At 71.6% G+C, this 24,864-nt stretch carries 18 protein-coding genes and 1 pseudogene; 11 read left to right on the top strand and 8 right to left on the bottom strand.

Annotated features, from left to right (window positions below):
• Nucleotides 1-121 precede the first annotated feature (121 nt).
• Together rpoD and dnaG are read right to left on the bottom strand one after the other, a co-directional pair.
• On the bottom strand, nucleotides 122-1,981 hold the full coding sequence (gene rpoD, locus IPH07_11020) for an RNA polymerase sigma factor RpoD (protein MBK6917921.1): 1,860 nt from the start codon (nucleotides 1,979-1,981) through the stop codon (nucleotides 122-124).
• A 91-nt stretch (nucleotides 1,982-2,072) separates the two neighbouring features.
• On the bottom strand, nucleotides 2,073-4,010 hold the full coding sequence (gene dnaG / locus IPH07_11015; protein ID MBK6917920.1) for a DNA primase: 1,938 nt from the start codon (nucleotides 4,008-4,010) through the stop codon (nucleotides 2,073-2,075).
• 94 nt (nucleotides 4,011-4,104) lie between these two features.
• Between dnaG and IPH07_11010 the strand changes: the two genes are divergently transcribed.
• A complete protein-coding gene (locus IPH07_11010) occupies nucleotides 4,105-4,521 on the top strand; it encodes a hypothetical protein (protein MBK6917919.1) in 417 nt (138 codons plus the stop codon).
• A gap of 50 nt (nucleotides 4,522-4,571) precedes the next feature.
• A complete protein-coding gene (locus tag IPH07_11005; protein MBK6917918.1) occupies nucleotides 4,572-5,402 on the top strand; it encodes a CPBP family intramembrane metalloprotease in 831 nt (276 codons plus the stop codon).
• Nucleotides 5,403-5,418: 16 nt separating this feature from the next.
• Here IPH07_11005 and IPH07_11000 read toward each other — a convergent pair whose 3' ends face one another.
• On the bottom strand, nucleotides 5,419-8,601 hold the full coding sequence (locus IPH07_11000) for a tetratricopeptide repeat protein (GenBank protein ID MBK6917917.1): 3,183 nt from the start codon (nucleotides 8,599-8,601) through the stop codon (nucleotides 5,419-5,421).
• A gap of 156 nt (nucleotides 8,602-8,757) precedes the next feature.
• Here IPH07_11000 and IPH07_10995 point away from each other — a divergent pair, with 156 nt between their 5' ends.
• From IPH07_10995 to IPH07_10965, 7 genes and pseudogenes are all read left to right on the top strand, one after another.
• A complete protein-coding gene (locus IPH07_10995) occupies nucleotides 8,758-9,270 on the top strand; it encodes a lectin (protein MBK6917916.1) in 513 nt (170 codons plus the stop codon).
• Nucleotides 9,271-9,348: 78 nt separating this feature from the next.
• Nucleotides 9,349-10,098 carry an HAD family hydrolase gene (locus tag IPH07_10990; GenBank protein MBK6917915.1) on the top strand — a complete coding sequence of 250 codons (750 nt, stop codon included), beginning with the start codon at nucleotides 9,349-9,351 and terminating at the stop codon, nucleotides 10,096-10,098.
• On the top strand, nucleotides 10,076-10,921 hold the full coding sequence (nadC, locus tag IPH07_10985; protein ID MBK6917914.1) for a carboxylating nicotinate-nucleotide diphosphorylase: 846 nt from the start codon (nucleotides 10,076-10,078) through the stop codon (nucleotides 10,919-10,921). Before IPH07_10990 ends, nadC begins: the two co-directional genes overlap by 23 nt.
• The gene (locus IPH07_10980; GenBank protein ID MBK6917913.1) at nucleotides 10,918-11,685 is read left to right on the top strand and encodes a biotin--[acetyl-CoA-carboxylase] ligase; all 768 of its coding nucleotides are present in this window, start codon (nucleotides 10,918-10,920) and stop codon (nucleotides 11,683-11,685) included. The genes nadC and IPH07_10980 overlap by 4 nt, the downstream gene beginning before the upstream one ends.
• A 169-nt stretch (nucleotides 11,686-11,854) precedes the next feature.
• Nucleotides 11,855-13,033 carry a hypothetical protein gene (locus IPH07_10975; protein ID MBK6917912.1) on the top strand — a complete coding sequence of 393 codons (1,179 nt, stop codon included), beginning with the start codon at nucleotides 11,855-11,857 and terminating at the stop codon, nucleotides 13,031-13,033.
• A 43-nt stretch (nucleotides 13,034-13,076) separates the two neighbouring features.
• Nucleotides 13,077-13,986, top strand: a pseudogene (gene metF, locus IPH07_10970) (methylenetetrahydrofolate reductase [NAD(P)H]).
• Between the two features lie 35 nt (nucleotides 13,987-14,021).
• Nucleotides 14,022-14,732 (top strand): matrixin family metalloprotease, encoded by a 711-nt coding sequence (locus tag IPH07_10965; GenBank protein MBK6917911.1) that lies wholly within the window; start codon nucleotides 14,022-14,024, stop codon nucleotides 14,730-14,732.
• A gap of 185 nt (nucleotides 14,733-14,917) precedes the next feature.
• Here IPH07_10965 and IPH07_10960 read toward each other — a convergent pair whose 3' ends face one another.
• Nucleotides 14,918-15,931 (bottom strand): hypothetical protein, encoded by a 1,014-nt coding sequence (locus IPH07_10960; protein ID MBK6917910.1) that lies wholly within the window; start codon nucleotides 15,929-15,931, stop codon nucleotides 14,918-14,920.
• Between the two features lie 157 nt (nucleotides 15,932-16,088).
• On the opposite strand from IPH07_10960, the gene IPH07_10955 reads away from it, so the two are divergent.
• Both IPH07_10955 and IPH07_10950 read left to right on the top strand, forming a co-directional pair.
• Nucleotides 16,089-16,550, top strand: coding sequence for a PaaI family thioesterase (locus tag IPH07_10955; protein ID MBK6917909.1), 462 nt, complete (start codon nucleotides 16,089-16,091; stop codon nucleotides 16,548-16,550).
• Nucleotides 16,547-17,005, top strand: coding sequence for a hypothetical protein (locus IPH07_10950; GenBank protein ID MBK6917908.1), 459 nt, complete (start codon nucleotides 16,547-16,549; stop codon nucleotides 17,003-17,005). Before IPH07_10955 ends, IPH07_10950 begins: the two co-directional genes overlap by 4 nt.
• Nucleotides 17,006-17,014: 9 nt before the next feature.
• Here IPH07_10950 and IPH07_10945 read toward each other — a convergent pair whose 3' ends face one another.
• The 4 genes from IPH07_10945 to glgB form a co-directional block, all read right to left on the bottom strand.
• Nucleotides 17,015-17,842, bottom strand: a complete 828-nt coding sequence (locus IPH07_10945; GenBank protein MBK6917907.1) for a zinc metallopeptidase — start codon at nucleotides 17,840-17,842, stop codon at nucleotides 17,015-17,017.
• Between the two features lie 28 nt (nucleotides 17,843-17,870).
• Nucleotides 17,871-18,338 carry a hypothetical protein gene (locus IPH07_10940; protein ID MBK6917906.1) on the bottom strand — a complete coding sequence of 156 codons (468 nt, stop codon included), beginning with the start codon at nucleotides 18,336-18,338 and terminating at the stop codon, nucleotides 17,871-17,873.
• Between the two features lie 70 nt (nucleotides 18,339-18,408).
• Nucleotides 18,409-20,850, bottom strand: a complete 2,442-nt coding sequence (locus IPH07_10935) for a DUF3536 domain-containing protein (protein MBK6917905.1) — start codon at nucleotides 20,848-20,850, stop codon at nucleotides 18,409-18,411.
• Entirely contained in the window at nucleotides 20,847-24,842 is a 3,996-nt protein-coding gene (gene glgB, locus IPH07_10930) for a 1,4-alpha-glucan branching protein GlgB (protein ID MBK6917904.1), read from the bottom strand. The genes IPH07_10935 and glgB overlap by 4 nt, the downstream gene beginning before the upstream one ends.
• Between the last annotated feature and the right edge of the window lie 22 nt (nucleotides 24,843-24,864).

The following is a 24,864-nucleotide window of genomic DNA, read 5'->3' as shown; positions in this document are numbered from 1 at the left end:
TGGTCCTATCACGCCGAGCATGGCGCGAACAAGCGTCCGCGCGTGCGCGAACCGGTCGCACCCGCAGGCCTGCGGTGCGCGCGTCGCGAACGCGCGCGGCCGCTCGGCCACGGCGGATTTGTCAGTTCTCGACGAAGGCCTTGAGCCGCTTGCTGCGGCTGGGGTGCCGCAGCTTCCGCAGCGCCTTGGCCTCGATCTGGCGGATGCGCTCGCGCGTGACCGAGAAGTCCTGGCCGACCTCTTCGAGGGTGTGGTCGCTGGCTTCGCCGATGCCGAAGCGCATGCGCAGGACCTTCTCCTCGCGGGGGGTGAGCGTCGCCAGCACGCGGCGGGTCTGGTCGGCGAGGTTCAAGTTGATGACCGCGTCCGACGGCGAGGTCATGTTCTTGTCCTCGATGAAGTCGCCGAGGTGCGAGTCTTCCTCTTCGCCGATCGGGGTCTCGAGGCTGATGGGCTCCTTGGCGATCTTGAGGACCTTGCGGACCTTGTCGAGCGGCAGCTCCATCTTCTCGGCGATCTCTTCGGGCGTGGGCTCGCGACCGAGCTCCTGCACCAGGTAGCGGCTGGTACGGATGAGCTTGTTGATGGTCTCGATCATGTGCACGGGGATGCGGATGGTCCGTGCCTGGTCCGCGATCGCGCGGGTGATGGCCTGTCGGATCCACCACGTCGCGTAGGTCGAGAACTTGTAGCCGCGCTTGTACTCGAACTTGTCCACGGCCTTCATGAGGCCGATGTTGCCTTCCTGGATCAGGTCGAGGAACTGCAGGCCGCGGTTGGTGTACTTCTTGGCGATCGACACCACCAAGCGGAGGTTGGCCTCCACCAGCTCGGCCTTCGCCTTCTCGGCCTGACGACGCGCGGTCATCAGCTTGCCGTGGAGCTCCTGCAGCTCCGGCGCGCGCATGTTGGTCTCCTGCTCGACCTGCTTGATGCGCTTGGTGGCCAGCCGCATGCGGGCCTCGACCTCGTGCAGCTCCGAGGGGTGCAGGCCGAGCCGACGGCACAGCTTGAACTCCTCCTCCTCGGACAGGCGCACGTCCTTGAAGAGCTTGCGCAGCTCCTTCAAGTCCATGCCGGCCCGGCGCTCGCACTCGGTGAGGTCGCGCTCGGCTCGCACCACGCGGTCGACCAGCTGGGTCAGCTCCTCGACGATGCCGTCGATCGGGCGACGGCTGAGGTTCATGTCCTGGATGGCCTCGACGCACGCGGTCTCGTGATCGTCGAGCTGGGTCTGCAGCTTGCCGCGACGGGTGTCGCCGGGCTTTTTCTCGCCCAGCGCCTCGACCTGCTCGCGGAGCTTCTCGATCTCCTTCTGATGCCGACGGATGCGCTCGAGCTGCTTCTGCATGTTCTCGATCGCAGCTTCTTGGTTCACCGGGCTCGGCTCCGGTGCGACGGTGCCCGGGGGGCCACCATCGGCGGGGTTGGACACCTGGATGACGTCCTTGACCCGCATCTGACCGCGCTTGATGCGGTCGTACATGTCGAAGATGAACGGGATCGAGACCGGGCTGCGCAGCGCAATCTCGAGCAGGCGACGCTCGCCCTCCTCGATGCGCTTGGCGATCTCGACCTCGCCCTCGCGGGTGAGCAGCGAGACCGAGCCCATCTTGCGCAAGTACATGCGAACGGGGTCGTTCGTGCGGGCCTGCTCGTCCTCTTCGTCCTCACGCTCGTAGCGCTTGGGCATCACCTTGCGGGTCGCGACCTTGGTCTGCGACTTCGCCGACGCGCCCTTGGGCTCGTCCTTGGCGACGATCTGCACGCCCTCGGCGACCAGCATGCTCTCCCACTGGTCGAACTCCGCCGGGTCGATGAGGTCGGGCGGGAGCAGCTCGTGCAGCTCCTCGTAGGTGATGTGCCCCTTCTTCTTGCCGTACGCGATGAGGTTCTTCTTCAGCTTCTCGGCGTCGACGGTACGCGTCGGGGTCTTGCGCTGCATGGTGGAGGCCTCGAGACCTTGGGCGGGGTGAGCCATGGGCTAATGAAATCCGGGGCGGAAGGAAGCGGGTGCGAGGTCGGCGGGGGATCGCCTCGTCACTCGCCTTGGAAGACGTCCGTGGGCGGCGTCAGTGGGCGGGGGGGTCGTACGGACGTCGCAGCTCGTCGATGCGGCGTGCGAGCTGCAAGGAGTAATTCTGCCGCTCGGCGGCCTCGCGGTCGAATCCTTGGCTAGAAAGTCGACGCACGTCGGCCTCGGCCGCGCGCTTGAGGCGGATGAGCTTCTCGCGCTCGCAGCTGCGCAGCAGCTCGACCAGCAGGGTCTGCGGGTCGCGTTCGCCGAGATCGCGGAAGCGCCCGGCGAACACCGCGTCGTGCACCTGCGGCTGTGCGGCGGGCTCGACCAGTGCGAGTAGGTCGGGCATCGTGAGGTCGTCGCCGCGGCGAGCGCCATCGATCACGGCGTGCGCGATGGGGGCCAAGCGCGGGTCTTCGATCCAATCGAGCGCGCCTTGTCGCTCCGCCACGCTCGCCAAATGGGGAACGTCGACCAACAGCATGGCCAGTTGACTCTGGCCCGCTGGAAGCGGCGGCAGGGGCTGCACGGCGGCGGATAGTGTCACAGGTGCCCCGGTTGTCGAGCCAATTTCGCGAGAGTTTTCTTGCGGGCGGCCACGTTGGGGGGCCCGCTCGGGGGCCCTGCGGTTCGATGCCGATGGCCCGCCGGATTCCAAGCGAGCGCCCGACTCGGACTGCGCCAGCCGACGCAGGGTCGCCTCGATGCGGGTGCGCGGGAGCTCGAAGAGCTCGGCTGCGCGGTCTGCGTACAGCTCCCGCTGGCTCTCTCGCGGGGCCTTGAGCACCAGTGGCAAGATGCGATCCAACGCGCGCGCGCGGGCGTCCACCGCGGTGCCGGCCTTCTCCTTCATGCGCTGCATCATCTGCACGAGCGCGGCCTCGGGGCGTGAGAGAAGGGCGGTGAGGCGCTCGCGCCCGACGCTGTCGGGGTCCTGGCCCTCGGGCAGCAGCACCATCCGCACGTCGAGATCGGCCTCGAGCAGCAGGGGCAGCGCCGTCCATGCCGCCTTGCGACCGGCGGCGTCGCCGTCGAACGCCATCACCACCTGATCGCAGAAGCGCGCCAGTAGCTTGGCCTGGTCGGCGGTCAGCGCGGTGCCCAGGGGCGCAACCGCCTCCTTCAGTCCCCACTGATGCATCCGCACCACATCGAGGTTCCCCTCGACCAAGATGGCGCGCCGCGTCGCGGCCAGCGACGCGCGGGCCTGGTGCAGCCCGAAGAGCATCTTGCCCTTGGTGAAGAGCAGCGACTCGGGCGAGTTGTAGTACTTGGGCGGCGGGTTGCCGTCGTGGGCCTCGTCGTGGGGGGGCACCACGCGGGCGGAGAACGCGACGACCTCACCGCCGGGCGCGATCACGGGGAACACCAAGCGGCCGCGGAATCGGTCGTACCAGCCCTGCGACTTCTCGCTGCGGCCGATGAGTCCCAGGCGCTCGGCCAGCGGCAGCGACAGGCGCTTGTTCGCGATCGTGGTCGCGAGTCGATCCCAGCCGGCCTCGGCGGGCGCCGGCGCGTAGCCGAGGCGGAACGCGGCGGCGGTCTCGGCATCCACGCCGCGCGTCGCCACGTAGGCGCGCCCGGCCTCGCCCTCGGGCGCGTGCTCGAGCCAGCTGCGCCACGTGTCCGCGGCGAGCTGGCACAGCGCGTAGGCCTCGTCCTTCTCGTTGCGCGCCGCAGCCGCCTGCGGACTCTCGGCGGGCAGCGTCACGCCGTACATCTCGGCGAGCTTGCGGACCGCCTCCGGGAAGCTCTTGCCGTCGATCTCCATCACGAAGCGGATGGCGTCGCCGCCCTGGCCGCAGCCGAAGCACTTGAAGCCCTTGCGCGCGGGGTTGACGTTGAAGCTCGGGGTCCGCTCGCCGTGGAACGGGCACAGACCTTTGTAGTTGGCGCCCGCGCGACGCAGCTCGACGTAGCGCCCGATGAGGTCGACGATGTCGGCCTTGTCTCGGACTTCCTGGACCTTGTCGTCGGGGATCGCGACCACGGCGGAGGTGGATCCCTACGATCGCGACCGCATCGGCGCAACCTCGCCGAAAACTTGCGGAGCAGGGGCCGAACGTGGCAGCCAACGAGGTGCCATGAGCACGACCGCCGAGCCGACCTGGGAGCGCGCGATGCCCGACGAGGGTGCTGGGTCGCAGCCGCGCGGCGGTGCCGAGCGACGGGCCAGCGGCCGCCGGGCGCGCGCGCGCGATCGCCTGCTCGACCGCGGTAGCCAGCCCCAGCCGGTGCCGGGTGAGCTCGCACGGGTGCGCGACATCGAGAACACGCTGCTGTTCATCGATGACGACCTGCGCGAGACGGCGCTCGCGATGACGCGGATCGAGGACTATCTCACGCTCGCGCTGCGAACCCTCGAGTCGCCCGACGTGCGACGCGAGCACGTGAGCGCGCTGGCCCAGGACGTGCGGGTGCTCGATCACCTCGATGCGCTGTCCGAGACCCTCGAGAGCCTGCGCCGTCGCCTGGCCAAGCTGTCGAGCACGATGAAGTAGCCGCGGTCGCGCCAAGCCGCTGCCGGTTCGCGTTATCCTTCCGGCCGCCGATGCGCGAGCCCCCCGTCGCCTTGCCGCTGCGACCCGAGCTCGCCGGCCAGGCGCTGCTGGTGACCGCGGCGGTGTACGTCGGCTACGCGCTGGTGGGCCTGCTGGGGCTGCCCGGCGATCTGCGCTACCTCGGGTTGGTCGCGGCGTTCTACCTGCTGCCGGGGTTCATGCTGCGCCGCGACCCGGAGCGTGCGCGCGCGTGGCAGGTCGGGCCCGACGGCGTGGTGCCGCGGTGGTCGTGGCGTGGCGCCCGGTGGGCCGCCACGCTGGCGCTGCTGGTGTTCCCGCCGTTCGTGCTGGGCTTCCTGTGGTTCTACGCCCGCGTGTGCCACGGTGATCTCACCCCGGTCGCGCCGGTGCTGTCGATCGAGTCGCTCACGCCGGCGGCCGGCGGGCTCGAGCGTTACCTCGCGCGGCTGTGTCGCCCCTACGAGGGCTCGTTCTGGCCCGGCGCGCTGCGGGTGCCGGCCGAGTGGGCGCGCTGGGGTGGTGCGGGCGCGCTGCTGGCCGTCGCGATCGAGGTGTTCGCGATCGCGTTGCCCGAGGAGGTGTTCCATCGCGGCTACCTCATGAGTGCGCTCGAGCAGCGCTGGCCGGCGTCGCGGCGGGTGCTGGGCGCACCGATCGGCGCGGCGGCGGTGCTGGCGAGCCTGGTGTTCGCGCTCGGGCATTTGGTCGGCATGCTCGAGCTGGCGCGGCTGGCGACGTTCTTTCCGTCGCTGCTGTTCTCGTGGCTGTGGCGGCGCAGCGGCAGCCTGTGGGCACCGGCGCTGTTCCACGCCGCGGCCAACCTGCTGATGGCGATGCTGATCGCCAGCACGTTCCCTTGATCGCCAGCGGGCGCGATCAACGACCGTGCGCGCGCAGCCACGCCTCACAATCACGCGAGGCCTCGGCGCGCTGCGGCAGCCCGCGGAAGATCTCGCAGGCCTGCTGTGCGAGGGTGCGCGCGCGCTCGCGGGAGAAGGGCGGCAGCGCCCTCGCCAGCGCAAAGCGGGTGTCGGCGAGGTCGGCGGGCGGGAGCTCGCCGGCGCTGCGGACCGCCAGCGCCGCCTCGAACTCCGTCACCGCCGCCGCCGCGTCGCCGCGCTCCAACAGCGTCTCGCCGCGGACCTGTCGCAGCCACGCGACCCGCGGATGATCGGGGCCGAGCACCGGCTCGCGCAGCGCGAGCGCGCGATCGAGATCGGCGAGCGCACGATCGTACTGCTTCATGGCGCGCCGCACGTTGCCGCGGTTGCCCAGCGGCGTGGCGTTGTCGACGTGGTCGGCGCCGCGGGCGGCGGTGATGAGCGCCAGTGCACGATCCTGCTGTGCGATGGCTTCCTCGTAGCGGCCCATGTCTTTGTAGACGTTGCCGATGCCGACCAGGGTGTCGGCGAGCTCGACGTGGTCGGGCCCGAGCTTGGCCTCGCGGACCGCGAGCGCGCGGCGGTAGAACCCGAGCGCCTGCTCGTAGTCCTTCATGCGCTCGTAGGCGATGCCGATGTTGGTCAGCGTGAACGCGGTCTCCGGGTGGCCGCTGCCGAAGTTGTGCTCGTCGATCGCGAGCGCGAGTCGGTACTCGTCGAGTGCGGCGGCGTAGTCACCGCGCACGTCGTGCAGCCAGCCGATGTTGTTGTGCAGCTCGGCGGCGGTGCGGTCGTTGGGGCCGCGGGTGGCCTCGATGATCGCGAGCCCGCGTCGATAGACCGCCAGCGCCTGGTCGTAGTCGCCGCGGCGGTTGTAGAGCGTGCCGAGGTTGTTGAGCGAGACCGCGACCTCCTGGTGGACCGGGCCGAACGTGCGCTCGCGGATCGCCATGGCGCGCAGGTGCACGCGCTCGGAGTCGTCGTAGCGCCCGGCCTGCTCGTAGCAGATGCCGAGGTTGTTGAGGGTGTCGGCGATCTCCGGGTGCTCGGGGCCGAACGCGGCCTCGTAGCGCCCGATGGCGTGCTCGAGATCGACGATCGCCGGCTCCATGCGTCCCAGCTGGGCCTCGGCCAGGCCGATGTTGTTGAGGCTGTGGGCGAGGTCGGGGTGGTCGCTCGGCAGCACCTGTTCTTGCAGCGCAAGCGCCTGGCGCTGCTCCTGCAGCGCGAGGTCGTAGTCGCCGCGGATCTCGTGCAGCGTCCCCAGTGCACCGAGCAGCATGTGCTCGAGTCGCGGCGGTGTGCCATTGCGGACCAGCTCCGCACGGGCGTGCACGGCCCACTCGAGCCCTTCGGTGTGGCGACCGAGGCGCGCACCGATCACGTAGACCAGCTGCACGGCGATGCGATACGCGAGCTCGTCGTCGCCGGCCGCGAGCGCGTCGGCCCAGCCGGTGCGCAGCGTGATCTCGGCCTGCGCGAAGCGGCCGAGCGCCCGCTCGACGCGCGCCCGCAGCAGCATCATCTCGCCGTGGACCGGCGCGTAGCTGCTCGCGCGCGCGTCGGCAGCCAGCGCGCCCACCTCGTCGCCGGCCTGCGGGTACTCGCCGGCGGCCAGCAGCGCGTCGACGTGTCGGGCCCGCTCGCGCAAGGCGTCGACCTCGTCGGCGACCGCGTCGCCGGGCGGTTCCACGCGCGCCGCCAGGGGCTCGAGCTCGGCGCATGGCTCCGGGCTCGGCAAGGCTCCGACCGCCATGGTCGCGCGGGCCACCATGGCCTCGCGATGTTCGCCCTGGGCCTGCGCGAAGACGTCGAGCATCGCGGCGAACCGGCGCTGGCGATCGGCGATGCAGCGCAGGTGGGCGGTCTGGAGCGCGTCGGACCAGCTCGACGCGGCGCAGCCCTGCAGCCGCGCGTCGCGGGTGCGCGCGAGCCAGCCGTCGATGCCCTGCTCGACGCGCACCCAGGTGTCCTGCGCGTACGCCAGGCCGGTGCCGGTGATCTGCTCGCGCAGCGCGTCGCGCTGGGGCTCGGTCCATGCGTGCAGGATTGCCTCGGCGTCGTCGCGGCACGACGCGCGCGGGTCGTCGCGCAGCGTCGCGAACGCGGCCACGCCAGCGCCGAGCCCGAGCGTCGCCACCAGCGTGCGGCTACGCCGGGGGCCCGGCCCGATCGCGTCGAGCAGCGCGTCCATCGACGGCCAGCGTGCGCTCGGATCGACCTCGAGCCCGCGCTCGAGCACGCGACGCACGCGGTTGGGCACGGCGCGGGTCGAACGCGGCTCGCGGCGGCGCCCCGAGCGGACGTGCTCGAACAGCGCCGAGATCGTCGCGCCCTCGAACGGGCGCTCGCCGTACAACGCTTCCCACGCCATCACGCACCAGGCGAACTGGTCGGCTCGCGCGTTGACCATGCCGCCGCGCTGCTGCTCGGGGGCCATGTACGCCGGCGTGCCGATGAGCGCGCCGGTGCGGGTGATGATCGGCGACGCCAGCGGATCGTCGCCCTCGCGCTCGAGCCAGTCGTCACTCGAGACGGTGGTGGCGTCGAGCTCGAGGCGCGCGAGCCCGAAGTCCATCAGGCGCACACGGCCCGGGCGGCCCGCTGGGGCGTCGTCGATCATCAGGTTCTCGGGCTTGACGTCGCGGTGCACGAGGCCGGCGGCGTGTACCGCCGCGAGTCCGCGCCCGCCGTGCACGAGCACCTCGACGATGCTGCGCCACGGGTGGGCATCCGCGAGCCACTCGCGCAGGGTCTGACCGCGCACGAACTCCATCGCGATGAACACGAACACGGTGCCGTCGTCGGCGACGTGGTCACCGACCTCGTGCACCGCGACGACGTTGGGATGCGTCACGCGACCGAGCGCCTGCGCCTCGCGACGCACCCGCGACGACACGTGATCGGCATCGTCGCGGCCCGGCTGTGCGACCAGCTTGATGGCCACGCGGCGATCGAGATCCTCGTCATACGCGGCGTACACCACGCCCATGCCGCCGCTGCCGATGCGACGCAACACGGTGTAGCGGCCGATGCGGGTCGGCGCGGTCGCGATCGCGAACAGCCGCGACTCCAGTAGGCGTCGCACATGACCGGTCTCGAAGCCCTCGCGGGGTGGCGAGGAGGGCTCGGTTGCGCCGTCGGGCGGTCGTGGGGGCGCGCTGTCGTCGTCGTTCACGGCTTCGCCCCATCGCTTGCGCCGCGCTCGAACGGCGGCGTCGGCGGAGGATAGCAGGCGACGCACGCCCGCGATCGTGGCGCGACGGTTTGCGCGGGCGCTGCGGCCGTGACAGAACCGCAAGCGAGCATGGTGGCGAACCCTTCTCGCGTCGCGGTGTCCCTCGCCCTCGCGGGCGGCCTCGCCTGTCGCCCCGCAGTCGCGCCGACCTCGACCGCTGCGCTCGTCGACGACGGCGAGCTCGTCACCATGGCGGCGCAGGGCCGCCTGCGCTTCGGCATCGACGCCGCCGCCGCCGCGCGGACCGGCGACGACGCGCTCGCGGTCGCGTCCGAGGGTTGCCACGTCGTGACGCCGGCCGCCGCCGGCACCCCGCCGCGCTTCACGTGGCTGGTCGTCGACGGTGTGGTCACGCGGGTCGACGTCATCGACGCGGCGATCGTCGCCGAAGGTGGCGGACGCGTGGGCATGTCGGCGGACGAGCTGCGCGCGCGCTACCCCGAGGGCATCGTCGAGGGCCCGCACAAGTACGAGCCCGACGGCCACACCTGGCGCATCGGTCCGCCCGACGCGGCGCACTTCGTGTTCGAGCTCGACGGCACCGACCACGTGGTCGCGTGGCGTGCCGGTGTGCCGCCGCAGGTGGACTGGGTCGAGCGCTGCGGTTAGTGCACCGCTCGGGCGCAGCGTCGCCCAGGGCGTCGTCGATGCCGCGCGCGTCGAGTGGGCACGCGGCGACGATCGAGCTTGCCGAAGCTGCGTCGCGGTCGTAGCGTCACGGCCGTGCCGGCGCGCGTGGCCGCGTTCTTCGACATCGACAAGACCGTGCTCGAGATCAACTCGGGCACGAAGTGGATCGCGTACATGCGTCGCACCGGGCAGATGGGCGTGGTCGAGCTGGCGCGCGCGCTCAAGTGGCTGCTGCAGTACCGCTTCGGCCTGCTCGACTACGAGGCGATGGCGACCCGCGTGCTGCAGGCCTACGCCGGCAAGCAGGTCGCGCCGCTGGCCCGCGAGATCGAGCAGTGGTTCCTCGACGAGGTCCGCTGGGCGATCTGCGTCGAGGCCCGCGAGCGCATCGCCCGGCACCGCGACGCCGGCGAGACGGTGGTGCTGCTGACCTCGGCGACGCAGTTCATGACTCAGCCGCTCGCGCGCGAGCTCGACATCGAGCACATGCTGTGCACGACCATCGAGGTCGAGGGTGAGCACTTCACCGGTCGTCACGTGCGACCGGCGTGCTACGGTGCCGGCAAGGTCCACTACGCCGAGGCCTACGCGCGCGCCCACGACGTCGCGCTCGAGCGCAGCTACTTCTACAGTGACAGCTACACCGACCTGCCGATGCTCGAGCGCGTCGGCCACCCGGTGGTCGTCAACCCCGATCCCCGTCTGCGTCGCGTCGCGTCGCAGCGCGGCTGGCCCATCGAGATCTGGCGCGCACCGGTCTCGACCCCGAGCAAGGACACGAACGATGTGGGATTCCGAGCTGGGTGACGTCGACGACGTCATCGACCGAGCACTGCGTGAGGACCTCGCCGCCGGCGACGTGACGGCGCGCGCGATGGTGCCGCGCGACGCCACCGCGAGCGCGCAGCTCGTCGCCAAGGGCGAGACCGTGGTGTGCGGCTTGACGGTCGCCGCCGCGGTGTTCGTGCGGCTCGATCCCGACGCGCGCTGGCGGCCGCTGCGTCGCGACGGCGAGTCCGTCGCGCGGGGCACCGTGCTGGCCGAGGTCGAGGGCAACGCCCGCGCGCTGCTGGCCGCCGAGCGCACCGCGCTGAACCTCGTGCAGCGCATGTGCGGCATCGCTGCGACCGCGCGTCGCTACGCCGAGGCCGCCGGCGGTCGCTGCCGCGTGACCGACACCCGCAAGACCATGCCCGGCCTGCGTGCGCTCGATCGCTACGCCGTGCGAACCGGTGGTGCCCACAACCATCGCAACGATCTCGGCGCGGGTGTGCTGATCAAGGAGAACCACATCCGCTGCGCCGGCGGCATCGCGCCCGCGATCCTGGCCGCGCGTGCCCACGCGCCCCACGGCATGCGCATCGAGTGCGAGGTCACCAACCTGGTCGAGGTCGACCAGGCGCTCGCCGCCGGCTGCGATGCGATCCTGCTCGACAACATGGACGACGCGACCATCGCCGCGGCCGTGGCCCGCATCGCCGGTCGCGCGATCATCGAGGTCTCCGGCAACGTCGAGCTCGAGCGGGTGCCCAAGCTCTCGACGCTCGGCATCGATCTGGTGAGCGTCGGCGCGCTGACCCACTCGGTGCGTGCGGCCGACGTCTCGCTGCTGTTCGAGATCCGCACGTGAGCGACGACGCGCTCGGCTCGCTGTCGCAGCGGCTGCGCACGCGCTGGCTGGGGCGCGCCCACGAGCACCACGGGCGCATCGGCTCGACCAACGATCGCGCGGCCGCATGGTCGGACGCGCCCCACGGCGCGCTCGTGACCGCGGATCGTCAGGACGCGGGGCGCGGTCGCTTCGGTCGGGTGTGGCACTCGCCGCCGGGCGCGAGCCTCTACGCCAGCTTCGTGCTGCGGCCGTCGCAGGCCGATGCGCGCTGGTCGGCGCTGGGGCTGGCGGTGGCGGTCGGGCTGTACGAGGGGCTCGCGGGCACCATCGGCGGCCTCGGCCTGCGTTGGCCCAACGACCTGCTGGTCGGCGATCGCAAGCTCGGCGGCATCCTCTGCGAGGGCCGCTGGGCCGGCACCACGCCACAGTTCGTGGTCGGCTTCGGACTCAACGTGCGCGCGCAGCCGTGGCCACCGGAGCTCACCGCGATCGCGACCTCGATCGAGCAGGCCACCGGCGAGCGCTGCGATCGCGTCGCGCTGCTGGCCGCGGTGCTGCACGCGCTCGAGCCCTGCCTCGAGGCCTTCGCCCGCGACGGCTTCGCGGCCATCCGCGATCGCTACGAGGCCGCGTGCGTCTCGCTCGGCACCGTGGTCGCGGTCTCGGTCGACGGCGGCCGCGCGCGCCGCCAGGTGAGAGCGATCGGCCTCGATCACGACGGCGCGTTGCTCGTGCAGGGCGACGCGGGGCGCGAGCGCGTCGAGGCCGGCGAGCTGTACTAGCGGGTGGCGTGCCCAAGCGCGCGGCGGTCCACGCAGGGCCCGTGGGCCCGCGACGTCGCTGCCATGGCCGCGACGACGATGTCTCGCCACTGGCAGTGGCACATCACCTGTGGCGGCAACGATTCCGGTGCCCCGTGGGCTGGCCCCGGATCTTGCACTGCCACGATGCATGGCTGGTTGGATGGTGGATGGCGTGGTCGGCGCGTGCGCGCTGCTGGCAGTGTTCGGTGCGGTGGAGGGCAGGGCGCAGGCGTGCTCGCCGGTGCCCGATCTGGCGCTCTTTCCCTCGCTGACGGACGGCGCGCGTGCAGGGGTCCCGACCGACGGCGTGATTGCCTTCCGCGCGCAGACCTACGGGCCGATCGACGAGGCCCTGGCGCTCATGACGATCACGGTGACCGCGGGCGACGTCGAGATCCCCGGCACCATCGAGACCGTCGAGATCCACGACGCTGCACCCGACGCCAGCGACCTGTTCGTCGTGTGGCGGCCCGATGCCGGCTTCGCAGCCTCGACCGCGTACGTCGCCACGATCGCGGTGCTCGATCAACCCGATGCGATGGCGCCGAGCGTCGAGATCAATCTCGACGTCACGACCGGTGAGGCGGCCGCCGGCGCGCTGCCGCAGGCGGCGCTCGAGGACGTCGCGCTGTCGGCGGTCGAGACCGCGCAGGGGCGGCAGGTGTGCTGCGACGGGGACATCGGCGCGTGCGGCCCGACCTGTGTCGGGGAGGATCTGCAGGACGTGCCCGTGGTCGACGCGGGGTTGGTGCTGCCCGAGGATCCGATGCTGTCGCAGTCGTTCCTGCGCGCACTGTCGGGGCCCGAGGATGGGGTCGTGCCCTACGCGGTGCTCGACGTCGCCAGTGCGCTCGGTGAGGTCGGACTGCAGGCCTCGTTCGCCGCTGCGGCCGATCGCTACTGCATCGGTGTCGAGGTCGTGAGCCTCATCGATGGCAGCGTCTCGGCGCCGGTGGTCGCGTGTGTCGACCACGGCGATCTCGTGCTCGAGTCAGGCCCCAACCCTGGCGTCGACACGCTCGCGTCGCAGTGCGAGGCCCCGTACTGGGGCGACACCCACGAGCCCTACGTGCCCGGCGGCGACGACGGTGGCAGCGACGGCGGCAGCGACGGCGGCAGCGACGGCGGCAGCGACGGTGGCTCGGCCGATGGCGGCAGCGACGGTGGCTCGGCGGGCGATGACGCGGGGGGTGACGACGCAGGCGCGAGCGACGACGGTGACGGCAAGGGCTGCGCGTGCGAGGTCGATCGCAACGCGTCGCCGCGCGGTGGCTTGCTGCTGCTGCTCACCGCCGGGGCGTGGTGGCGACGCCGACGACGGTCGTGACCGGGTTGCGGTGATCGGCCGCGGCGGCGATCATCGCCGCGGCATGTTCATTCGCGACCGACTCGCGCACAAGCGGCCCGTCTTCAGCTTCGAGTTCTTCCCGCCCCGTACCACGGAGGGGGAGACCGCGCTGCTGCGGAGCCTCGAGCGGCTCGCACCGCTCGAGCCCGACTTCGTGTCGGTGACCTACGGCGCGGGCGGGAGCACGCGCACGCGCACCATCGATCTGGTGGTCCGCATCAAGCGCGAGTTCGGCATCGAAGCGATGGCGCATCTCACCTGCGCCGGCGCCACGCGGGACGAGCTCGCGGGCGTGCTCGACCAGCTCGCCGAGGCCGGCGTCAAGAACCTGCTGGCGCTGCGCGGCGACCCACCCAAGGGCGAGCAGCGGTTCGTGGCCACCCAGGGCGGCTTCGCCCAGGCGGCCGAGCTGGTCGCGTTCGCGCGGGCCCACGGCGAGTTCTCGATCGGTGCGGCGTGCTACCCCGAGACCCATCCCGAGGCCCGCGACGCCGAGGTCGACCTTGCACCTCAAGGCCAAGGTCGACGCGGGGGTCGACTTCCTCGTGACGCAGCTGTTCTTCGACAACGACGCGTTCTTCGACTTCGAGCGCCGCGCGCGGGCAATCGGCATCACGCAGCCGATGCTCGCCGGCATCATGCCGGTGACCAACGTCTCGCAGATCGACCGCTTCTCGCAGATGTGCGGCGCATCGATCCCTGCGCGCCTGCGGGAGCGCCTCGGCGACGTCGAGGGCGATGCGCAGGAGGTGTTCTGGACCGGCGTCAGCTATGCCGCGCACCAGTGCCGCGGGCTGCTGCGGCCCGCCGGCGGTGAGGCGTTCGAGCGCGCGCCGCAGGGCGTCGCGGGCATCCACTTCTACACGCTGAACAAGTCGCCGGCGGCCCGCGCAATCTTCGAGATCCTCCGACTCGCGCGGGTGGGCTTCTGACGCGCGCCCTCCGGTCCGCGGCGACCCGGCTGCTGGTGGCCGCAGCGGTGATGTCGTGCTCGCCGGTCGCCGCCGCGTTCGAGCCGGTCGCGCCATCGCTGGGGGTGTTGACGCTGCTGCGCTGCCAGGCCGCGCTCGGCCTGCGCGCGTTCGAGACTGGCACTGGCCGCTGCGATGCCACGCACGCCTGCGTCGGGTTGTTCGTGCACGTGGTGGTCGAAGACGGCGAGCCCGTGCGACCGCCGCAGTGGTTTGCGGCGCAGGTCGCCGCCGCCAATCGGCTCTACGCCGACATCGGCGTCGCGTTCGAGGTCGCCGGTGTCCGCGAGGCGCCCGCCGATCAGGCCGACATCGACGGCCGCAGCGACCGCGACGCGCTCGGCCGCGATGCGACCCCGGCCGGTGTCGTGCACGTGTTCGTGGTCCGACGCTTGGCGGATGTCGACATCGCCGGCGACGAGATCCGCGGCGTGCACTGGCGCGTGCGCGCCGAGCCGTCGCGTCGCTTCGTGATCCTGTCGTCGATCGCACCCGAGCGGGTGCTCGCGCACGAGCTGGGCCACTTCTTCGGGCTGCCGCACTCGCGCTTCGCGGTCAGCATCATGAACAAGACCCCGCGCGACGAGCCGCCGCCAGAGCTGCGCGGCTTCCACCCCTCGGAGCTCGCGATCATGCGCCGCGAGCGTGACCGGATGTTCGGCGATCGCACGCTGGTGCGGCGCAATCGTCGGTCGCCGCGGCGCTAGTACCTCGACACAGCGATAGTGATGGGTCAGAACGCCGTCATGGCCGCGACTCCGCAAGGCGCCGTGCCGCCGGAATACCGGGCGTATTTCAAGGTGCGGCAACGCGGCGAGGCGCGGTCAGGGCGGTGTTATGGCCCGTCACTCTCGCTGTGTCGAGGTACTAGCAGGCGCAACGCCGGGCCGTGTCAGTTGCACAGGCCGGTCACGGCGTTGCAGCTGAGGCTGCAGCAGATGCTGCCGTCGGCGAGGAGACACGCGAGGCCTGTGGGGACACAGCAGGTTTCGTCGAGCGTGAGCTCGCAGGAGCTCGAACAGGTCGCGGCGCCGTTGCCAGTCCAACCCAGGCTGCCGCACGACTCCGTGCCGGACTTGCCGAAGTCGCAGTGCTCGGGTCCCTCCACGATTCCGTTGCCGCAGGTGTAGCAGTCGGTGGCGTCGAAGGTGCAGTCGTCGTTGCAATGCACCGCGCCCGTGACGTAGCCGAAATCCTCGCAGGTCATCGTGATGGGCACGCCGGGGTCACACTGCTCGTCCCCGAGACGTAGGTAGCCATCACCGCAGGTCGCCAGCACGCACTCGCCGACGCAGTCGTCGTCGTCGTTGGTGTTGCCGTCGTCGCAGAGCTCGTTGCCGAACTGGATGCCGTCGTGGCAGACGTTGAGCGTGCACTTGCGGGTGCAGTTCGCCACGGGGTTCGGTGCGCTCAGGTCACAGGCCTCTTCGGGGTCCACCACGCCGTTGCCGCACGTCGCCGGGACGCACGCGTTGCTGCACGCGTCGTCGTCGATGTCGTTGCCGTCGTCGCAGGGTTGGCCGGGCCCGGGAAAGCCGTCACCGCAGGTGTTGAAGGTGCAGTCGTGGTGGCAGGACGCGAGGTCGCCGTTGTCGGGGCCATCGTCGCAGTCCTCGTTGCCACCGATCTCGCCGTCGCCACACGAACCTGCGCCGGTGTCGGGTGGGCCGGTGTCGAGTGGGCCGGTGTCGAGCACCCCGGTGTCGAGCGATCCGGTGCCGCCCTCGCTCCCCGCCGAGACCGTGAGCGCACCGGTCCCTGGGCTCGACGACGCGCCGCCGTCGCCGTCGCCGTCGAGGCCGGCGTCTTGCCCGAACAGCGGGTTGTCGCGGCTGCACGCGAGCGACCCGGCCGCGATGGCGACGATCGCCGCGGCGCACCGATGAACTCGAAGGCCAAGGAACATGCCCCCATTGTGACGCGCCTGGGTGGTGGTTTGCACGCCGCATCCGCATCCCGCGGGCCGGGGGTAACGCGTCGGCGTCCTCGCCATCCCCTTGGGGGTGGTCAGGGGTGGGCGTCCGCTTGTGGGTCGCTGCGCTCGCGTGCGATCGTGCGCGGCGATGGCATCGGACACGGAACCAGCGCTCGCGGCGGAGCGCTTCGTCGCGATGGTCGAGCAGGGCCTGCGCGTGGCGCCCGAGTTCCGCTGGCGACTGCGCGCGTGGAACCGCGGCCGCGTGGACCTCGAGCTCGACTACGACGACGCGTTCGAGCGGCCAGGCGGGACCATCAGCGGCCCGACCATGTTCACCCTCGCCGACCTGACGCTGTGGGCCGCGGTGTGCTCGATCGTCGGCTACGCACCGCTCGCGGTCACGGCCCACATGGCGATCCACTTCCTGCGGCGGCTGCGACCGGTCGCATTGCTGGCGCGCTGCGAGGTCCTCAAGGCCGGCCGGCGCCTGATCCACGGCGACGTCCGCATGCACTCCGTGGATCGCCCCGGCGAGGTCGTGTGCCACGCGACGGGCGCGTACGCGATTCCCGAGACGTCGACTTCCGTGCCATCCTCGGCGCCATGAAGGACCGCAGGATGTCGGGCACGAGGGGGTACGTCGTCGTCGCGGGGTGGCTCGGGCTGGCCGCGGCGGCGGGCTGCAAGCCCGAGGACGAAGGCAACCCACCACCGATCGACATGTCGGCGGGCTCGATGGCGATCACCGCCGGGAGCATCTTCACCGATGGCGTCGCCGACCCCTCCAGTTCGGGCGGCAGCAGCGGCTCGAGCGGCAGCAGCGGCTCGAGCGGCAGCGGCGACTCGAGCGGCAGCGGGACGTCCGCCGGGATGCCCGCGTGCGTCGACGGCGAGGTCTGCGAGGTCGACGGTACCTGCATCACGATCTTCGTCGACACCACGCCGATGGCGGTGTGCACCCACGGCGCCACCGACGAGCCCTGCCTCGACGGCTCGCAGTGCATGTCGGGCGTCTGCGACACGAGCGGTGTGCCCGACGGCGGCAGCGGCTACTGCGGGTAGCCGCGATCGTCATGGCGCGTCGACGCCGAAGGTGTCGCAGCCGTCGACGTCGCCGGTATCGAAGCCGCGGCGGAACCACTTCATGCGTTGTGCCGACGAGCCGTGGGTCCAGGTCTCGGGCTGGACCTTGCCGGTCGCCATCTTCTGCAGGGTGTCGTCGCCGACCGCACTCGCGGCGCCGAGCCCCTCCTCGAGATCGCCGGCCTCGAGCAGGTCCTTGCGCTGGCTGTGGAACGCCCACACACCGGCGTAGCAATCGGCCTGCAGCTCCTGCCGGATCGACAGCTCCTTCTCGCGGCGCGCGTCGCCGCGGGCCTGCGCCGCGGTGCGCTCGAAGACGCCCTGCAGGTGCTGTACGTGGTGCCCGACCTCGTGCGCGATCACGTAGGCCTGCGCGAAGTCGCCGGGGGCGCCGAACTTCTGATCGAGCAATCGATAGAAGCGCAGGTCGATGTACACCATCTCGTCGCCGCCGCAGTAGAACGGCCCCACACCGCTGTCGGCGTGGCCACAGCGGGTCTGCACGGCGTCGCTGAAGAGCACCATCTTGGCGTCGCGCCAGCGCGGGCCCAGCAGCTTCGACCACGTCGCCTGCGCGTCGTCGAAGACGAACGAGACGAACTCCTTGAGCTCGCGATCGGCGTCTTGGTCGGCGGGGATGGGCTCGCCGCCGCCATCACCACCGCCCCCCAGCAGCGGCGTGATGTCGATGCCGATCCAGCGCGACACCAGCACCGCGATGATGGTGCCGACGACCCCGAGGCCGATCTTGCCGCCCGCGCCACCACCGCGACGGTCGATGACGTTGCTGCTCTGGTGTCCGCGTTCCCACTTCATGGCGTGCCGGGGAGCGTAGCAGCGCCCGTCACCCGTGGCGCACGCAGGACTCGAACGCGACGATGTGATGTTCACGCACGCGTCGGTGCATCGCCCGGAGCTTGCGCTCGACCGCCGGTGAGGAGCCCTGCGCCAGCGCGGTCTCGTAGATCGCCGCGTTGCGCAGCTCCTGGTCGACCGCCCGCGCACAGGCAGCGGTGCGCTCGGGCGGCGACGCCACGGTTGCGGGGTCCCACAGCACGGGCGGGTCACCGTGCCCCCGCGCAACCGACAGCTTCACGAGCCGACGGAGCTGCCGACGCTTGCTCCGCAGCACCCGCGGGAAGGGTTGCCAGCGCTCGATCGTCAGCGCGGCCTGGTAGAGCGCGATGCTCCGTCGCAGGTCATCGATCGCCGTCCACAGCACGGTCCGCTCGTCGTCGAGGCGCCCGGGCTCGGGCGTCGCGGCGAGGCTCGCAGCGAACATGATGGCGGCCAACATGGCGACGCCTGCCATGATGCCCCAACTCTGCGCGCCGGAGTCAGACCGCGCCGGCCCATCGTCGGACGCGCGCCCCTTGGTGTGGTCACGGCCCGACGCGCACGCGCAGGGCCTCGCCGAGCGCCCGGAAGTGCTCGCGCCACTCGATCGCGATCGGGTCGCCGCGCTCGGCCTGCTCGTAGAAGCGGGGATAGACCGCCTCGAGCAGGGCATAGAAGCGGTTCTGCACGTGGTGGAGGTCGAGCTCCAGCGACATCTCGCGGCCGAACTCGGCGGCGCGCCGGAGTCGCCGCAGGCGCCCCAGCTGCTCGGGTTCCTCGGCCCACAGGTTGGCGGCGCGCTCGATCGCCTGACGCAGGGCGAAGCCGATGCCGGCGCTGTCGAGCTCGGTGCCGACGTCCTCGGACTCCGACAGCAGCGCGCGGATGCGGGGGAACTCGAGCTCGTGGCGCTCGAGCTCGCGGCGCAGCGAGCTGTTGTGCACGAAGTCCGCCAGCCCGCGCAGCGACTTGGGCAGCGGCAGGTCGAGCGTGGCGAGGTAGCGCAGCAGCGGCGAGTGGGTCTCGTAGAGCTGGCTGGCGAGCGCCTCGGCGTCGGTCAGCGCCGAGCGGACGATGACGTCGAGCGCGCGCTGCTGCTCGTCGCGGAACAGCGAGCGCAGGGAGTAGGTGAGCTCGAGGAAGTGGCCGTCGAGTAGGCGCAGCACCTCGGGCATGTCGGCGCGCTCGAACGCGCTCGCGACCTCGCGGCACATCGCCTCGTAGTCGGCGGCCTGCTCGAAGTGCCGCACGCCGCCCGAGAGGTTGTGATCGCCGAAGTGCACGAAGCCGAAGCTGCGCACCTGGGTCTCGTAGGTCACGCGCGAGGTGATGCGGATGGTGCCGAGCACCAGCTTCGCACGGCCGAGCGAGTGGCTGCGCATGTCGAGCTGATCGACGAAGTACGCGAACAGCTCGGTGCGCTCTTCGTAGCCGTGGAACAGCGAGCTGACCGCGTAGTGGGCCGCGAGCTTGTCGAGGTCGAGCACGTCGACGTTGCGGCGGTAGACCACCGCGGCGTCGGCGAACTCCGGCAGGTTGCCGACCGCGTGGGCGAGCTGCGCGAGGAACCCCGCCTGCAGCCCGTCCGGGCCGGCCAGCCCGGGGTCGAGGCGCTCGGCCAGCGATGCCGCCCGCGCGGCGTAGCGGATGATCTGTACCGTCTCGATGCCCGAGACCTCGTCGAAGAACCACCCGCAGCTGGTGTACATCAGCAGGGCGTGTCGCTGCAGCTCGAGCAGCTCCAGCGCGCGCGTGCGTGCGGCCGGGTCGAGCTTGCCGGTGGCGTGGCGCAGCAAGAATCGCTCGAGGGCCTCGGGGCTGCGATCGAGGATCGCGTCGATGTAGCCGTCGCGCGCGACCCATGGGTCGCGCAGCAGCGGTGCGCCGGCGGTCTCGAACACCGCGTCGAGCCGCGCCGCGAGCCAGTCCAGCGCGGCGCGCAGCGGCCCGCGCCAGCGCTGCGACCAGCCCGGGTGGCCGCCGCTGTTGCAGCCGCAGTCGGCGCGCCAGCGCTCGATGCCGTGGGCGCAGCTCCACGAGGTCCGCTCGACCACGCGGGCCTCGTAGGTCGGAGGGTGCCGCGCGAGGAACTCGCCATAGTTGACGAGCCGCACGTCCTGGGCCTGCTCGAGGGTGTGCAGCGCGTACGCCAGCGCCATGTCGCCGTAGCGATGGTGGTGACCGTAGGTCTCGCCGTCGGTCGCGACGTGGACCAGCTGGGCCTCCTCGCGGCCGTCGAAGGCTCCGCGCAGGCGGGTGGCGAAGCCGTCGCCGCTCTGCAGCAGCCGCTCGAACGCGATCGCCTGCGACACCGGACCATCGTAGAAGAACACGGCGATCGAGCGGCCACCCGGCAGCTCCACGCGATAGGCCCGCCGCGGATCGATGCGCGCGCCGCCGACGTCGACCCACGGGCTGCCGTCGCTGCGCGCTCGGATCGCGCCGGCCTGGTGGGGTGCCAGCAGCGTGAATGCGATGCCCTCGTCGGCGAGCAGCTCGAGGGTCTCGATGTCGACGGCGGTCTCGGGCAACCACATGCCCTCGGGACGCCGCGCGAAGCGGACCTCGAAGTCGCGCAGCCCCCAGCGGATCTGCGTGCGCTTGTCGCGGGGCCGACACAGCGGGAGGATCGAGTGGTTGTAGGCCTGCGCCATCGCGGAGCCGTGCCCGGCGAAGCGCTTGCGGCTCTGACCATCGGCCGCGATGATCGAGCGATAGACGTCACGTCGCGCGCGCTCGAGCCAGGCCAACAGGGTCGGCCCGAAGTTGAAGCTCATGCGCGCGTAGTTGCTGACGATGCGGGTGATGCAGCCCTGCTCGTCGAGGATGCGCGCGGCCGCGTTGGGCCCGTAGCACTCGGCGGTGATGCGCTCGTTCCAGTCGTGGAACGGGTACGCCGACGGCTGCACCTCGATCGACTCCAGCCACGGGTTCTCCCGCGGCGGCTGGTAGAAGTGGCCGTGGATGCAGATGTACCGCGCGCTCACGTGGGGTCCCCGCAACGCAGCATGATACAGCCGAGCGGCGGGAGCGTGAGCTCGAGCGACCAGCCGCGCCCGTGCGCGCCGACCGGCTCGGCGTCGCGGCCTCCGAAGTTGCCGAGCCCACTGCCGCCATACTCGCCGGCGTCGCTGTTGGCGAGCTCGTACCAGTGCCCGGGGTGCGGCACGCCGATGCGATAGCCCGGTCGCGGCACCGGCGTGAAGTTGCACACCACGAGCACGCTCTGGCCGCTGCGGCTGCGGCGCAGCCACGCGAACACGCTGTTGGTGGCGTCGGTGAAGTCGATCCACTCGAAGCCCGCGGGGTCGTGGTCCTGCTCGTGCAGCGCGGGCTGGTCGCGGTGCAGGCGGTTGAGATCGGCGATCCAGCGCTGCACCCCGGCGTGCATGCCGTCGCCGAGCAGGTGCCAGTCGAGCGAGAGGTCGTGGTTCCACTCGCGCTCCTGCGCGAACTCGCCGCCCATGAACAGCAGCTTCTTGCCGGGCTGGCCCCACATGTAGCCGTACAGCAGGCGCAGGTTGGCGAACTTCTGCCAGCGGTCGCCCGGCATCTTGCCGAGCATCGAGCCCTTGCCGTGCACGACCTCGTCGTGGGACAGCGGCAACACGAAGTTCTCGCCGAACGCGTAGATCATGCGGAAGGTGAGCTCGTGTTGGTGCCAGCCGCGGTGGATCGGATCGCGGCCCATGTAGCGCAGCGTGTCGTGCATCCAACCCATGTCCCACTTGAGCCCGAAGCCGAGCCCGCCGAGCCAGGTCGGACGCGAGACCATCGGCCACGCGGTCGATTCCTCGGCGAAGCTCTGCGCGCCGGGGAAGCGGCGGAACAGGGCCTCGTTGAGCCGCCGCAGGAACGCGATCGCCTCGAGATTCTCGCGTCCGCCGTGGACGTTGGGCACCCATTCGCCGGCCTTGCGCGAGTAGTCGAGGTAGAGCATCGACGCGACCGCATCGACGCGCAAGCCGTCCACGCCGAAGCGCTCGAGCCAGCTGAGCGCGCTCGACACCAGGAATGAACACACCTCGTAGCGGCCGTAGTTGAAGATCGAGCTGTGCCAGTCGGGGTGGTAGCCCTTGCGCGGATCGGCGTGCTCGTAGAGGTGCGTGCCGTCGAAGTTGGCCAGCGCGAACGCGTCGGACGGGAAGTGCGATGGCACCCAGTCGAGGATCACCGTGATGCCGGCGGCGTGCAGCGTGTCGATCATCGCGCGGAAGTCGGCGGGGCTGCCGTGACGCGCGGTGGGGGCGAAGTAGCCGGTGGTCTGGTAGCCCCACGAGCCGTAGAAGGGGTGCTCCATCACCGGCAGCAGCTCGACGTGGGTGAAGCCGGTGCGACCGAGGTACTCGGCCAGCCTCACCCCCAGCTCGCGGTAGCCGAGCATGCGATTGCCCTCCTCGGGCACGCGCATCCACGAGCCCAGGTGGCACTCGTAGATCGTCATCGGCGCGTCGAGGCGGTTGGCGGCGGCGCGGCGCTCGAGCCAGGCCTCGTCGTCGAAGCTCGGCGAGCTGCGGGCCACCAGCGAGGCGGTGCGCGGCGGTGCCTCGGCCCACGCGGCCACCGGGTCGGCCTTCTCGGCGTGGCCGTGCTCGCCGACGATGTCGAACTTGTAGCGGCAGCCGGGCGCCACGCCCGGTACGAAGCCCTCCCAGATGCCGGAGCTGCCGTGCACGTGCAGCGGGTGGGCGCCCGGGCGCCACGCGTTCCAGTCGCCGATGACGCTGACCTCGCGCGCGGACGGGGCCCACACCGCGAACGCGACCCCGTCGACGCCGTCGACGCAGTGCGGGTGCGCGCCGAGCTTGTCGTGCACGCGCTCGTGGGTGCCCTCGTTGAACCAGTGCAGATCGTCGGCGCTGATGCGGCTGGCGTCGTGGCGCACCGCGCCCGCCTGCACGCCGCCGGCGCGGGCCTGCGCGAGCCGGGTCAGCTTGGCGAGCGCGGCCTCGGGCAGCGCGTCGACGCCGAAGCGCGCGCGTCGACGCCAGTTGGGTCGCTCGAGCCAGGTGCCCGGCACGTTGTGGGGGTGCAGCTCGCCCCACAGATCCTCGAGCGCGACCAGGGCCAGCGGCGTTTCGCTGTCGCCCAGATCGACCAAGCACGCGTCGTAGGCCGCGTCGGCATCGGCGTCGGGCGCGAGCGGCGTGCGCTCCGACCAGTGTGCGCGCAGGCTGCCGCGCAGCGCCGCGCGTGCGCGATGATCCGCGGCCGCGGTGGCGTCGTCGATCCAGCCCAGTGCGACGCGGTCGTCGATGTCGTCGCCGCACCAGTAGGCCGCGAACGTCGGCATGTCGTGGGTGTTCACCGAGGCCGCGGTGTCGCTCCCGGCGCGGGGCAGCGCGGGTGGCTGCGGCCGCGCGGCGTACTCGACCACGTGCATGCCCAGCACGCCGTGCTCGCGCATGGCCTCGTGGACCTCTCCGGGCACGGTGCCGAGGTCCTCGCCGACCAGCAGCGTGCCGCTGCGGTGCGACTCGATCGAGAAGATCGCGTAGAACTCGTCGTGGGGATACTCGAGGTAGACGCCCTCGGTCGCGCGGGCGCCCTGCGGGATCACGTACAGGCGATGCAGGCCCATCACGTGATCGATGCGGAGCGCCTTGGCGTACCGCAGGTGGTTGCGGATCATCGCAATGGTGTACGCGTGGCCGCTGCGCCGCAGCGCGTCGGGGTGCAACGGCGGGAAGGCCCAGTTCTGTCCCCCGCCGAACAACAGGTCCGGCGGCGCGCCGGTGGCGAGGCCGTGCACGAAGACCTCGCGATGTCGCCAGGTGTCGAAGCCGAGCCCGTGCACGCCGACCGGCAGGTCGAGGTAGAGCCCGAGTCCGCCGCCGGACATGTGCTGCGAGAGCGCCGTCAGCTGCTCGTGGCAGCAGAACTGCGCGAACAGGTGGTGCCGCATCGCGGCCTGTTCGACGGGGTCGACCGGCGCCGGCAGCACGCCGGCCCTGGCGGTCTCGGGCCAGCGATCCCAGGCCACCCCGAAGCGTTCCTGCGCGGCCCGGAAGCGGGCGTAGTCGACCAGCTCGGGGCGCGCCGCGACGAACGCATCGAAGGCGTCGCGACGCGGGCCGGTGTCGGCGAACAGCGCCTCGGCCAGCGGCGCGAGCACGCGGCGTCGCAGCGCCATCTCGGCGCGGTGCTCGACCAGATCGAGCCCGCGCAGCCGATGGATCTCGGCGGTGGTGTCGGGGTGGGCGAGCACGGCCGCGGCCGCCGGCGTGTGGGCGAGCTCCGGGATCGCACGCAGGTCGAGGTACAGCTCGTTCCACGCCAGCCGCGAGCACGGCACGTAGGGGCTGGCCTCGCACGGGTCGTCGAGGTACGCCGACAGCAACGGCAGCGTCGCGACCGCGCTGCCACCCCGCGCCGCGACGACGTCGTACAGCCGCGCCATGTCGCCGAAGTCGCCGACCCCGAGGCTGCCCTCGGAGTGCAGCGCGAACATCGGCGCGAACACGCCGAAGTGCCGCGGTGGCGGGCTCGCGGGCGGCTGCCACACCCGGCGCGGTGCGGCCAACACCACGGCGGCGGCGTCGGTGCCCGCGACCACCAGGCGGTGGTAGCCGGTCGGTAGTGCGGTCGGCCAGCGCGCCGCGATCGCGATGGTGTCGGCGTCGGTCGCCCGCGCTCGCTCGGCGTCGCTGGCCCGCAGCGGCAACGAGCGCACCTCGCCGTGCTCGAGCGTGAGCGTGAGCGTGAGCGTGGCGTCGATGCGCTCCCGGGGCACGCGCAGCTGCACGTCGAGCCAGCCATCCCATGCGACCAGCACCGGCGGCAGCAGCTCGCGCGCGCGGGCTTCTTCGCGCTCGCGGATCGCGGCCTCGAGGTCGCCCTCGACGGCCGCGCCGAGGGCCGCGAGCACAGCCCGCAGCGAGTCCTCGCGGCTGTCACGGAACGTGCCGGTGAAGTCGTGGAAGCCGACCTGCAGGCCCCATGCACGGGCCAGTCGAACAATCGCGGGGGGATGATCCACCAGTGCCTCGCTTCGGATGTCC

The organism is Deltaproteobacteria bacterium, assembly GCA_016709225.1.
In the GTDB taxonomy this organism is placed as follows: Bacteria; Myxococcota_A; Polyangia; order Nannocystales; family Nannocystaceae; genus Xiheibacterium; species Xiheibacterium phototrophicum.
This window is presented reverse-complemented; position numbering and strand designations above follow the sequence as displayed.